Annotated in this window: 10 protein-coding genes; 4 read left to right on the top strand and 6 right to left on the bottom strand. The window is 30.5% G+C overall.

Annotated features, from left to right (window positions below; all coding sequences use genetic code 11):
• Window positions 1–226: 226 nt before the first annotated feature.
• Window positions 227–757 carry a GbsR/MarR family transcriptional regulator gene (locus tag KQI88_RS02835; protein WP_216414837.1) on the top strand — a complete coding sequence of 177 codons (531 nt, stop codon included), beginning with the start codon at window positions 227–229 and terminating at the stop codon, window positions 755–757.
• Between the two features lie 93 nt (window positions 758–850).
• Here the strand turns inward: KQI88_RS02835 and KQI88_RS02830 are convergent, their stop codons facing one another.
• On the bottom strand, window positions 851–1,945 hold the full coding sequence (locus KQI88_RS02830) for an FAD:protein FMN transferase (protein ID WP_216414836.1): 1,095 nt from the start codon (window positions 1,943–1,945) through the stop codon (window positions 851–853).
• Between the two features lie 310 nt (window positions 1,946–2,255).
• Between KQI88_RS02830 and KQI88_RS02825 the strand changes: the two genes are divergently transcribed.
• The 3 genes from KQI88_RS02825 to KQI88_RS02815 all read left to right on the top strand — a co-directional run bounded on the left by KQI88_RS02825 (window position 2,256) and on the right by KQI88_RS02815 (window position 4,832).
• A complete protein-coding gene (locus tag KQI88_RS02825) occupies window positions 2,256–2,633 on the top strand; it encodes a hypothetical protein (RefSeq protein ID WP_216414835.1) in 378 nt (125 codons plus the stop codon).
• 107 nt (window positions 2,634–2,740) lie between these two features.
• Window positions 2,741–3,178, top strand: a complete 438-nt coding sequence (locus KQI88_RS02820; RefSeq protein WP_216414834.1) for a hypothetical protein — start codon at window positions 2,741–2,743, stop codon at window positions 3,176–3,178.
• 28 nt (window positions 3,179–3,206) lie between these two features.
• Window positions 3,207–4,832 carry a thiamine pyrophosphate-binding protein gene (locus tag KQI88_RS02815; RefSeq protein WP_216414833.1) on the top strand — a complete coding sequence of 542 codons (1,626 nt, stop codon included), beginning with the start codon at window positions 3,207–3,209 and terminating at the stop codon, window positions 4,830–4,832.
• Window positions 4,833–5,003: 171 nt separating this feature from the next.
• Here KQI88_RS02815 and KQI88_RS02810 read toward each other — a convergent pair whose 3' ends face one another.
• The 5 genes from KQI88_RS02810 to KQI88_RS02790 form a co-directional block, all read right to left on the bottom strand.
• Window positions 5,004–6,104, bottom strand: coding sequence for a hypothetical protein (locus KQI88_RS02810; RefSeq protein ID WP_216414832.1), 1,101 nt, complete (start codon window positions 6,102–6,104; stop codon window positions 5,004–5,006).
• Window positions 6,105–6,437: 333 nt separating this feature from the next.
• On the bottom strand, window positions 6,438–8,021 hold the full coding sequence (gene pckA / locus KQI88_RS02805) for a phosphoenolpyruvate carboxykinase (ATP) (RefSeq protein ID WP_216414831.1): 1,584 nt from the start codon (window positions 8,019–8,021) through the stop codon (window positions 6,438–6,440).
• Window positions 8,022–8,263: 242 nt separating this feature from the next.
• Window positions 8,264–10,843: an ABC transporter permease gene (locus KQI88_RS18410; RefSeq protein WP_216414830.1), complete on the bottom strand. Its 2,580-nt coding sequence runs from the start codon at window positions 10,841–10,843 to the stop codon at window positions 8,264–8,266.
• Complete coding sequence (locus KQI88_RS02795; RefSeq protein ID WP_216414829.1) at window positions 10,836–11,522, bottom strand: ABC transporter ATP-binding protein; 687 nt, start codon at window positions 11,520–11,522, stop codon at window positions 10,836–10,838. Before KQI88_RS02795 ends, KQI88_RS18410 begins: the two co-directional genes overlap by 8 nt.
• 76 nt (window positions 11,523–11,598) lie before the next feature.
• Window positions 11,599–12,855 (bottom strand): HAMP domain-containing sensor histidine kinase, encoded by a 1,257-nt coding sequence (locus KQI88_RS02790; RefSeq protein WP_216414828.1) that lies wholly within the window; start codon window positions 12,853–12,855, stop codon window positions 11,599–11,601.

Here is a 12,855-nt window from a genome sequence, read left to right as displayed (position 1 = left end):
AATTTTACCTGGATAGTTCAAACGTTAAATCTGTTGATATTGCATAAACTAAACGTACGGTTAAAACTGTACGAACATATGTTAGATTATTCTTAATAATGCTCTACTTTACTCCAATTTAGTTCTATTATTCTTTCTTGATTTTTTATTTTATTAACTATAGTATATTATGTAGTACGTGGTATAATATAGTTTGAAACTTGTACTATAAGGAGGAGACCCTTTAATGACTCAAAATGATATACAAATAATAAATGAAATTGAAGAAATAAAGAATGAAGCTATTTTAACTCTAGCAAAATTAATTAATCTGTATGGGCTTACACTTTCCGAATCCCGCCTGTTTTCAATTATGTTTCTTGAAAACAATCCAATGACCTTAGATGAGATGAGCCAATCCTTAGGAATGAGCAAAACCTCAATGAGTACAGGTGTACGTAGTCTGCTAGATGCTCAAATGGTTGAGCGAATATGGAAAAAAGGCATAAGGAAAGATTTATATATGGTAGAGAAAGATTTGTATAAAACCTTCTCAAATGCATTTATAGAAAATTGGCACTCTGCAATTTACCACAATACTAAAACCTTTAATGAAATATCCGAGCAATTAAATATTATTTCACCAAAAGTTGATGACCCAGAACTACAAATTGCTCTATCACAGTATTCCCAAAAAATAGATAGCATTATTCACTTTTATAAATGGCTAGCAGAAGTATTTAAGGAAATTCAAGAGAAAATTGAATCTAGACAATAAAAAGCTGATAAGTAAGAGTTATATAACTCTTACTTATCAGCTTTTTATTGTCTAAGAAAGTATACTTCTTTTATTTTTATAATGTCTATTATATTATTCTGTCTTTGCTCCTGTTGCACCCTGGCTTTTCATTATTTTTTTCATACCATCAGTTGCCTCTACCGTTCCATCCTGCATAACCCATATAGCCTCAACATCATCAAAACTATTAACAAGGTTCCTGCTTTCTTCGTAAGGCATTAGAAATACAGCAGTTGATAAAAAATCTGCAACACCAGAATCTTCTGCTACCACTGTAACAGCACGATAATATTCCCCAGGCATAAGTGTTTTAGGATCTATAAGATGATGCATAGGTTTTTCATCTACAATATAGTATCTTTGATAATCTCCACTAGTTACTACAGAAGCATTGTTAATAAAAATTGTTTCAAGAATATTATCTTCATCAGAAACTATAGACTTATTAGGGTTTTGTATACCAATACCCCATCTTTCTCGAACCCCATCCAGTGGCTTGTCTAACACCCTAACATTACCGCCACCACTTATAATTCCCGATGTAAAACCTTCTTCCATTATTTCTTTTGCTACTACCTCAACTGCATAGCCCTTGGCTATTGAACCTACATCTAAGCTCATATTCTTTTCAGCAAGATATACTGTGCTTTTTTCAATATCTACAACAACATCATCTATATCTGTATACTTCGATGCAGCTATTAGTTCCTCCATAGGAGGTAACTTAGCGTTTTCAGGATCATATTCCCCTTCTTGTCGATAATCATGCCATATTCTTAACACAGAACCCATAGCAATATTCGTTTGACCACCAGTTCGACTATACCAGTCCTTAGCAAAAACAATAAGATCTACTATTTCTTTATCAACTTTCACTGGTTTTATCCCTGCATTATCATTTATTGTTTTTACATTGTTAATTCCTTCATAGTTGTTATATATATCATATAGCTTATGAAGTTGCTGAAATCTAGATTTCATCTTTTCAACATAGGAATTAAACTGTTCCTCTGTTTCTGTATAGCCTACAACCTGAACTAATGTATCGAAGGTATCAAAAAAACTATCGCTATATTTATTATATGTTTTTTCTTCACTTATTTGGCATCCTGCTAATAATGATATAACTATAATTACTATAATACCTACTGAAACTATTTTTCTCATTTATATCACCCTTATCTATAATAACAAAATATAGTACATCAAACAATAACAATTAGCCTAATATCTATTAATATAGGCAGTCTATTATGCTATTTAGTTAAATGTATATATTGAAGTTGATAATTTTATATATAATATCCTACGAAAGTCCTATTTTTATAAAGAATTCAGTAATTTGATGAAAATTCTTACATAAGTACTTGATATTGGCATGTTTTTTTTATAATATATATATATTGTCGGATTTCCATTATTTATGTATTATTTTGTCAAAACATGTAAAAAACCAAAAGATTAAGGAGGATTTATTATGGTTATTAAAGACCCAAAAGGAACTTATGAACTGAAGGTAGATACCAAGAGAGGTATTGTCTATGAAACCTTTAATGGATTTCTAGATATGGACAGCATTCATAAGGATTATGTTTCTAAAGTAGCTCCATTATTAAAAGGAAAAGCATGGACAAAATGCTCAGATCTAAGAAATTACAAAACAACAACTCTAGATGGTGGCGATACACATCTTAACTGGTGCTTAGAAAACGGCATGAAACAAGGTGCTATTATTGTTGAAAGTTCTATTATAAAAATGCAAATGAATAGACTTTCAAAAGAATCTAACACACAGCCTACAGCATTTACTACCCTTGAAGAAGCTGATGCATGGCTTAAATCCCAAGGCTTCTAATATATCCTTATATGGCTTCTGTATTTTATATGCAGAAGTCATTACTCTATACGGCATTAGTATACATTAAGTACATACAATAATTACTATGAAAATGGGGGATATACATGGTTGAAGTATTAAAAGAACTATTTAAAGAAATTAGTACAATTATCGAAATTGAGGAAATTGCTTACCTATCCATAGAAGATGGAGAATTAATTCCTATTTATAAAAATGATACGGAATTTCTACCATTAGAAAAATGGATAAACTTTCATAGAGAATATCGTTCCTTCGTAAAAGATAGTGATTTTTTAATAAAGTTAGTTGAAACAAAGACATTATGTGCCATTGATAATACCAATGATCTATCTTCTAAACCAACTGAGTTTAAAGTTTTAGACATAAAAAGCATATATTTATTTCCTGTAATTCAAAACAATGAAGTTGTAGGTATTGTTGATATTGCATTTATAAATAAAGATTATAAGCTGACTCAGGAGCAAATAAGTCAGTGTGAAAAAATAATTGATAAAAATATTGATTTACTAATTAACAACTAAAATATACTGATAGAAAGGATAGAGTACCATGAGAATATCTGATGCAATTTTAAAGTTTTTATATAACAATGGTGTAACCTGTTCTTTTGGAATTCCTACAGCTCAAATGTCAGCTTTTAATGATGGTTTAAATGATTGCGATATAGATTATATAGTTGTGAAAAATGAAGCTGCTGCCACATATTCAGCTGGTAGGTATTCTGATTTAACTAGAGATTTAGGCGTATGCTTTGTTGGAGGATGCGTTGGAGTAAACAATGGGATTAACGGAATAGCTGATGCATATAGAAATAAACTTCCTGTTGTTATCTTTAGTAGTTATGTTAATAACGCTACTATGAATAAAAATGCATTACAAGAATTAATAACAACAGATATTACTTTGCCTATCACTAAATATAGCAAAACTATTTTTGATAAAGAAAATATTTTAGAGGAAGTTAAAAAAGCAATTGAAATTGCTTTAACTCCACCTCATGGACCTGTTCATATTTCAATACCAGCAGATATTCAAGCTATGCCTTTTGAAGGTGATATCCCCGAATCAATTAACAGAGAAGCCCTTGCTCCTAAATATGATATGGATAGTTTAAATAAAGCTATAGATACAATTAAATCAAGTAAAACTGGCGTTATTATGGTAGGAAGAGGAGCTAGAGGATTATCTAAGGAAATTAAATCTCTAAGTAAAAAGCTACAGTGGCCTATTATCACAACACCTAATGCAAAAGGAATTATTAATGGTGACTTTGAGCTTAATCTAGGTAACTATGGATGGTGTACAACTGATAGAGCTTCTGACTATATAAATACTACCAAATTTGAATGTACACTTATACTTGGTACATCTTTAGGGCAAATGTCTACAGTAATATATAATAAAAATTTAGTAGAAGACAAAAAAGTTATACATATAGATTGGGATAAAACAGAATTAAATAAAATATTTAAAGCAGATATACCTGTATTTTGTGATTTAAAGCTTGCAATCAATAAGCTAAACGAATCTATTATAGATACAGAAAATAATAAATTATATATAAAGCAAGAAGCTAATGCTCCTTATGTACAAAATCATACAGGATTATCTCTACAATTATTCATGAAAAAAATAACAGATATTGTACCTGACAATACATGTTTTGTACAAGACATGGGAGAAAATATGAATTTTTCTTTTAGATATTTATTATTAAAAGAAAATATGGATTTTCAAACAAGTCTTAACTATGCTTGTATGGGTACCGCAGTGGGAGGGGCTCTAGGTTCATATATGGCTGACCCAAGCAAAACCTATGCAGTAATAGTAGGCGATGGATCATTTTTTATGAATGGTATGGAAATATTAACAGCTAAGGAACACAATATGCCTATTATTTATTTTGTAATTAATAATGCAATGTTAGCACTAGTAGAACATGGGGGCAGATTTGTTTTTGGTAGAAGTCATAAAGGTGCTTGTACATATGAAAGAATATCAATTACCGATATGTCAAAGGCTATGGGAATTGATGCTGTTCAAATTAGTAATATTGAAGAGTTAGATATATTAAAAAACAAGTTTGAAAATCTATCTAAACCTTTAGTTGTTGAATTAATTACCGATGGAAGCGAAATATGTATGGATAATTCTAGATGGAATAAATCTAAATAAGCTATCGCATATATAGTAAAAAAATAAGAACATACTGTATTTTTAAAAAATATTATGAAAATACAGTATGTTTTTCATATCTAATATAAAAAAAAGCTACCTTTTCCAATGAAATTTAAATCATTTTAAGGTAGCTCCTTTTATTTATAGCAATATTACATTTAATATATATTATTTTGCGTTTGTAAGAGCCTCTTCAATAGTAGCTATATAACTTTCAACTGTAATTGTAACAGAAGATGTAAGTTCTGGAACATCTGGAACATTTTTATGAGATTCATCTCTTTCTTTAACTTTAAGAGATTTAATTTCATCTACTGATTTTCCTTCCATCCATTCTCCAAGAGCTTTAGCTTGTTCAAACCACTCTTTTCCAATAGTAGAAGCTTTAGCCATTCCATATTCTGCCCCTAATTCAACTTTAGTTTTAATCTCTGCATTTTTATCTGTAGTTACTTTACCTTCTGCATCAAATTGAACTTTAGTTTGAGCATTGTCAATTATAGTTCCAACAACTTTACCGTCTGCATCAAATGCACCAACAGTCATTACAGTATCAACTTGCGCAACTGGTAGAGTTTCTTTACCATCTGCTTTTGAATATCCTTTAGATTTAGCCATTGAAATTTCAGTTCCAAGACCTAATTTTACAGCTCCATTTCCAATTTCTATAGCATTGTTATATGCTTCTTCAACAGCAGCTATATAATCTCCAACGCTAACAGTAACAGAAGATGCTAGTTCTGCATCAGTTGCTTTACCGTCTTTAAGTTCCATAGCTTTAATTTCTTCTACTGTTTTACCAACCATCCACTCTCCTAAAGCAGCTGCTTGTTCAAACCATTCTTTTCCGATTTGAGAAGCTTTTTTCATACCATATTCTTCGCCAAGTTCAACCTTAGTTTTACCATTTTGAGCTACATCAGTTGTAACTTGAAGATCTTTATCAAATTCTACTTTTGTTTGAGCAGTGTCAATAGTTACTTTAATAACTTTGCCATCTTTATCAAATCCAGCAGCAACCATTACAGTGTCTACTTGTCCAACTGGCGCTTTTTCACCTTCTAAATCTTTAGATTTAGCAATTGAAGTAATATGTCCAAGACCAATCTTTGCCATTTGTCCTTCTACTGCTTCGTTTTCTGCAGGTTTTTGTTCATTTACTGCAGGTGGTGTATTATCATCTCCAGCTGTCTCTTTTGGTGCACCACATCCTGCTAGTATAGAACCTGATAAAGTAAGTACTAATAACATAGCCATAAATCTCTTCATGTTTCATGCCTCCATTTTTAAAATAAAATTTAGTCTTTTTTGATTATAACATGTTGTCCAAAAATAGACAATATTATTTAATAAAAAATGTTTATTTAGAATAATTTTTTGTTATGACTTATTATTGATAGATTGATAGAATGATAGAATGAGTTTATATATAAGTTAAGCTATATATACAAACATCTGTATTATCTATTCCATACACACTTTAACCTAAAATTTTGATAGATAATAAACTATCAACCATCTGTTTTTTCATGATTTATACAATAATGGTAGTAATGTAAAAAATACTTAGTATGTCAGCTTTTTTACATTACTTATGCAGTTCTAGCCAAGTATCTTAGGGTTAGCATTTTTAATATCTTCAGAAACATCTTTAAACTGTTCAAAGTTCCTAATAAAACTTTCTGCTAATTCATTTGCTTTTGTATAATATGCATCTTCACCTTCCCAAGTATTAGATGGCTCTAAAATTGTTTGAGGTACATCTGGACATTCTGTTGGTATAGATAAGTTAAAGATTGGATCTTTAATATAATCTACATTGTCCAATTCTCCCTTCATAGCAGCTCTAACCATAGATCTTGTGTATTTAAGCTTCATGCGGTTACCTACTCCATAAGGACCACCTGTCCAGCCTGTATTTACTAAAAATACATTAGTATTATATTGTTCTATTTTTTCACCTAAAAGCTTAGCATATACTTGAGGCTTTAAAAGCATAAAAGGTCCTCCAAAGCAAGTCGAAAAGGTAGCTGTAGGCTCTACTATTCCTCTTTCTGTTCCAGCTAGCTTGCTTGTATAGCCAGACATAAAGTGATACATAGCCTGTTCCTTTGTAAGCTTTGAAATAGGAGGTAATACACCTGTAGCATCAGCAGTTAGGAAAATAATTGTTTTAGGAATTCCACCTTTGCCTTCCATGACAGCCCCATCAATATGCTCCACTGGATAAGCTGCACGGGTATTTTCTGTATATTTATCATCATCATAGTCTGGTTCACCAGTAGTTTCATCAATTACTACATTCTCTAAAATAGCTCCATCTTTTATAGCGTTCCAGATTTGAGGTTCGTGTTCCTCAGTAAGATTTATGCACTTTGCATAACATCCTCCTTCAAAGTTAAATACTCCATTTTCTGTCCATCCATGCTCATCGTCACCGATTAGTCTTCTATTTTTATCTGCAGATAAAGTAGTTTTACCTGTTCCTGATAGACCGAAGAATAAAGCCACATCTCCACCTTCACCTATATTAGCTGAACAATGCATAGGCAATACATTTTTAAATGGTAGTAAATAGTTCATTACAGTAAATATAGATTTTTTAATTTCACCACTATATTTGGTACCACCGATAAGAACAACTTTTTTCTCAAAGCTGATTATTATAAATACCTCTGAGTTTGTACCATCAACCTCTGGCACAGCTTTAAGGTTAGGTAAGGCAACTACAGTAAATTCAGGTTTAAAGTTTTCTCTTTCGCCTTCTTTTGGCTTTATAAACATCTGTTGGGCAAATAAATTTTGATATGCAAACTCATTAATGACTCTAATTGGCATCCTATACTCTAAATCAGCACCTACAAAGCCGTCAAATATAAATAATTCCTTATTATCAATATAATCCATAGCCTTATTAAATAAATTTTCAAATTTCTCTGAAGAAATAGATTTATTTCCTTTGCTCCAATTAATGTGATTATGCACTAATGGCTCATCCACAATAAATCTATCATTTGGTGATCTTCCAGTATATTTTCCAGTATTAATGCACAGCGCCCCACTTTTAGCTATATAGCCATCCTCTTTCTCTACTGCAATATCTATTAATTGCTGTGTCGGAAGATTATAGTGGACCTTGTCAGATTTTAGAATATGTGAGTCAATCAACTCATTAACGTTATTCAAAATGAATACCTCCCTAAAAAAATAAATTATACTTTTAATTGCCGTAATATATTATATCATAATATATTATTTATGCTATACTATTTACTTTTAAAATGTATAATTTTTTGTAACAATTAAAATAATTATAATAATTATTTTAATTTTAATATACTCCAAAAGGCATTATATATAATTTTTCGACCTAAATCAATAGATTTATCCTAAAAAAGTCGCCTGATGCCATGGCATCAGGCGACTTTTTATTCATCAGCCTTCATATTCTCTACTATTATACCTTCGTTAATTCGTTTTAAAGGGAATATTCCTGAAAATAAAGCCACCATAGTTGCTCCAACACATGCTATACCTATGTTTCTCCAAGGGATAACCCACTGAAAATCACTAAGTCGAATAATTAAAGTAAACATCATATAGGCAAGTCCTGTTCCTATTGCTCCTCCTATTACAGCAGCATAGACTCCATAGAAAAGACTCTCTAAAGCAACCATTCGCTTTATACCCCCTTGAGTCATTCCCACTGCTTTTATCATTGAGATTTCTTTAGTTCTTAAAATAATATTTGTGCTTATTGTATTTATTATATTTATACTGCTTATTAAAGTTATTAAAGTTACAAATCCATACAAAAATATGCTAGTTACTATAGTAGCTGCTTTACTTTCTTCCGCCACTTTAGCATAATCTACATAATTAAAATAAGGCATAGTTTTCTCTTTTTCTTCTAAATAAGATTTTATAGGCTCTGGATCAAAGTTTTCTTCCATTTCAATAATCATTCTAGCACTGTTTGCTACACTCTCGCCTATAATATTTTTCAAATTTTTTTCTGTAGTTATTATATTGATGCTTCCATCTAAGTTATACTCATCTTCTAAAATTCCTCTTTTGAGTACACCTTTAACCGTTAATTCCTTATAGACTAAATCCTTACCTTCTTCATAAAAATTATAAGATGAAAATGGCACTTTATCTCCTGGCTTTAAGTTGTATCCTTCTATTAGTTTTCGATTTCCTGTATTTATATTTTGTGCATAGGTGTTATTTATAACTAAAACCCCATTATCCTTTTCTAGATCCCCCTTGCTAATAGTCCCTTCCTCTAATACAGATTTTAACAAATCCAAGTTTTCGTCTCCAATAGTATATATATTTATATTGTGTATTTTTATTAATCCTTCTTCTTTATTATTTAACATATATGGACTTGTTTCCTTCATTACTTTATTAATTTTATTTTCTTCTAGTAAAACTTCCCCATTAATTTCCCTTAATTTATACACCCTTTTTACATCTTTTATGCCCTTTAATTCTTTTTGTATAATATCAAAATCCTCAGTATCTTCCATCCATATAGAAAAGTTTCCACTAGTAGAGGTTTCTATAATTCCAGCCTTAAACATATAGTCAGAAAAACTTGAAAAAGTAATAAATAAGGATATACTAATAACCATTGAAAATACTGTAATGATAAATCTTTTTCTATTTCTTCTTAAGTTTTTATAAGCAATTTCTCCCTCTACCCCTAGTAGCTTCCTTACAAAAGAAGATCTCTTTACCTTTGTAAAGGTTTCTTTTTTAAAGCTACCTGTATTTCGTACTGCTTCTAAGGGAGATACTTTTCCTGCTTTTCGTGCAGGCCCTATAGCGGATAAAAATACAGTTATTAATCCTATTACTATACTTATTAAAAATACAGTTAATGAAGTATTGGCTTCCATCCCTTTTAAGAAGGAATTGTCAAACTTTAACTTGCTAATTATATAAAAAACAATTTTCATAGCTCCTATTCCTGATAAAATTCCTATTGGAATAGATATTATGCTAAGTGTAAATGCTTCTTTTAACACTATCCCTCTTATTTGAGACGGGGTTGCACCTACTGACCTTAGTAAACCAAACTGAGATATTCTCTCTAATACTGAAATATTAAAAGCATTGTATATAACTGCAATAGTAGAAACTATAATTAATCCTACTACAAATATTAGTATCATCTTTAGAGTTCCATTAAACATCTCATCTGCACTCTCAGCAGAAAGTCTAAGCACCTTATTATTTAAGCTAATAGATTCCGAATCTATACCCATACTTTCTGCTATAGTAGTTAATCTTTCTTGAGCATTTTTTATGTTTGTTAGCTTAACATAAGCGCTATAGTTTACTCTTGTATCCTCTTCTTCTGCAATTCCAGTTATACCCTTTGTTATAAGGTTTCCTCTCCATCTGAGTGTTGGCTCAATAAAGCCTACTATTGTATACTCCTTTTCACCTATTAATTCAAAATCTATTTCTTCTTTATTATCGTTTAGTTTTCTATCTCCTATAGATAGTTTTATATTGTCTCCTAGTTTTATCTCTTCTTCAAAATAACTAACCATCCATTTTTCTATAGCTATCTCTCTAGAAGTTTCAGGACTTCTTCCTTCACTTATTTTGTATGGAAGAAGCTCTAATGCCTTTTGATCGTAGCCTTCAACCTCTATATATCTATAGGGAGTGCTATCTCCAAACATCTCTTTTTCTTCTTCAGTAACCTCAGCTACTCTAGCTGACCCTTCTTTTTTGCTTATTCCTACTTCTTCTATTTCTACATGGTTTTCTAAAGCATGAATTTCTTTTTCATCTAAATTACTCAAGCTTGCATGATAACTTCCATAATCTCTTGTTGCTTCTTTTATCATAGAATTTCTGGCACTTTCTATTATAGTACCTATGGATGAAATCATTGCTACAGATATAATTATTCCTAAAATAGTTAATAATGTTCTATTTCGTTGCTGTTTTAAATATTTATAGGTGATTTGTTTATAGCTATTCACTATAGTTCACCTCATCTTTTACAATAAGTCCATCTTCAATTGTTATTATTCTATCCGCTTGAGATGCGATGTTTAGATCATGGGTAATTAGTATTAATGTCTGATTATATTTTTTTACAGATATTTTTAGTAAATCGATTATTTCTTTGCTATTTTTACTATCTAAGTTACCAGTAGGCTCATCTGCTAATACTATAGACGGTTTATAGGCTAAAGCTCTTCCTATAGATGTCCTTTGCTGCTGACCACCTGAGAGCTCATTAGGTAAATGGTGCTTTCTCTCTTCAAGTCCCAATATATCTATTAGTTCCTGAAACTCTTTTTTATCCACTCGCTTATTATCTAAAAGCAAAGGTAATAGCATATTCTCCTCTACAGTAAGCACTGGCACTAAATTATAAAACTGAAATATAAATCCTACTTTTCTCCGTCTAAATATAGAAATTTCCTTTTCAGATAAATTATATACATCTACTCCATCTACTATCACTTTACCGGATGTAGGTTTGTCTACTCCACCTAAAAGATGAAGCAGTGTACTTTTTCCAGATCCACTAGCGCCTACTACAGCTACAAACTCTCCCTGGTTTATAGTTAAATTTACACCTTTTAAAGCTTCAACTTTTGTATTTCCTTTTCCATAGCTTTTACATAAATCTATAACTTTTACTACCTCCATTTGTATCCATCCTCCTCTTTTAAGTGTTCTAATATTATTATAGAAAATCAATCTTACAAGGAGGTGAATGTCTACATTACTTTTTTGTAAGATTACTTACTCCTTTTAGAAAACTCAATGTAAACTCTGTACCTTTTCCTTCTGTACTTTTTACTGAAATACTCCCCTCTTGCAACTCTACAATTAACTTTGCTAAATTTAGTCCTATTCCAATACTATCAGATTTCACTCCAGTATCTCCCCTATAAAACCTTTTAAATATATGAGGGAGATCCTTCTTATCTATTCCCTTTCCATAATCCTTTATTGTAATATTACTAAACAGAGGAGTCTCTTCTATTTTAACTTCAATATTCTGATTTTCATCACTATGCTCAATAGAATTTTTCAGTATGTTTATTAAAGCTTCTACTGTCCACTCTTTATCTCCATAAAAAACTCCATTTAAATCTTTAGAGATCTCAATGGATATATTCTCTATATTAAATTTAGATTTTAAAGCTTCCATAGCTAAAAGTAGCACATCTTTCAAGTAAACTTTTTCTCTCTTAAACTGTATAGCCCCAGCTTCTATTCTAGCTACTTTTAGAAGATTTATTATGAGCCACTCCATTCTCTCCAATTGTACCTTAGATCTTTCTAAAAAAGTAGTTCTTACTGTAACTTCCATATCTTCATCTTCTAACATAAGATCATTTAGCATAATTAAAGATGACAGAGGCGTTTTAAGTTGATGAGATATATCTGATATAGTATTTTTAAGAAATATCTTTTCATTCTTCAAAATCTCAAAACTATTTTTAAGTCTATTTGCCATCTGATTAAACTGATGATTTAATATACTAAATTCACCTTCGCCTTCATCCTTTAGATAAACATTAAAATCTCCTTCAACAACCTTTTCAGCAGCCTTTGACACCTTACCTACTTTTCTATAAATTTTATTATATTCATTATTTATAATAACAACCAAAAATAATGTAAATAAACCTATAATAATAACTACAGTTCTTTGCAAAGAAAAACCAGTATTTTTTAATATAGGATTATAGGACTTGTCCATTTTTGTAGTATATCCATATTTTTTTAAAGTTTCCTCTCCTAATTTAATACTATCTGTACTTATCTCTTTAGTTATATAATGAATTATTTCTTCTTCTAATTGTGGTTGCTTATTAAGTATGTTTCCAATTAACGCTTGATTTTGTTCTACTATAGACATATTTATTTTACCCATATAATGATTAACAACAATAGCTACTATGATTCCAAACAACAACTGAAATACCATAACTTTAATAAGTATAGATTGTAATTCCTTGTTTCTTGCCAA

Source organism: Alkaliphilus flagellatus, from assembly GCF_018919215.1.
GTDB classification, from domain to species: Bacteria; Bacillota; Clostridia; order Peptostreptococcales; family Natronincolaceae; genus Alkaliphilus_B; species Alkaliphilus_B flagellatus.
Note: the sequence above shows the minus strand (reverse complement) of the source record. Positions and strands in the feature narration are given on the sequence as shown.

Coding starts and splice junctions, on each gene's coding strand:
- KQI88_RS02820 (WP_216414834.1), top strand. CDS start 2,741: ATGGTTGAAGTATTAAAAGAACTATTTAAAGAAATTAGTACAATTATC.
- KQI88_RS02815 (WP_216414833.1), top strand. CDS start 3,207: ATGAGAATATCTGATGCAATTTTAAAGTTTTTATATAACAATGGTGTA.
- KQI88_RS02795 (WP_216414829.1), bottom strand. CDS start 11,522: ATGGAGGTAGTAAAAGTTATAGATTTATGTAAAAGCTATGGAAAAGGA.
- KQI88_RS02830 (WP_216414836.1), bottom strand. CDS start 1,945: ATGAGAAAAATAGTTTCAGTAGGTATTATAGTAATTATAGTTATATCA.
- KQI88_RS02825 (WP_216414835.1), top strand. CDS start 2,256: ATGGTTATTAAAGACCCAAAAGGAACTTATGAACTGAAGGTAGATACC.
- KQI88_RS02835 (WP_216414837.1), top strand. CDS start 227: ATGACTCAAAATGATATACAAATAATAAATGAAATTGAAGAAATAAAG.
- KQI88_RS02810 (WP_216414832.1), bottom strand. CDS start 6,104: ATGAAGAGATTTATGGCTATGTTATTAGTACTTACTTTATCAGGTTCT.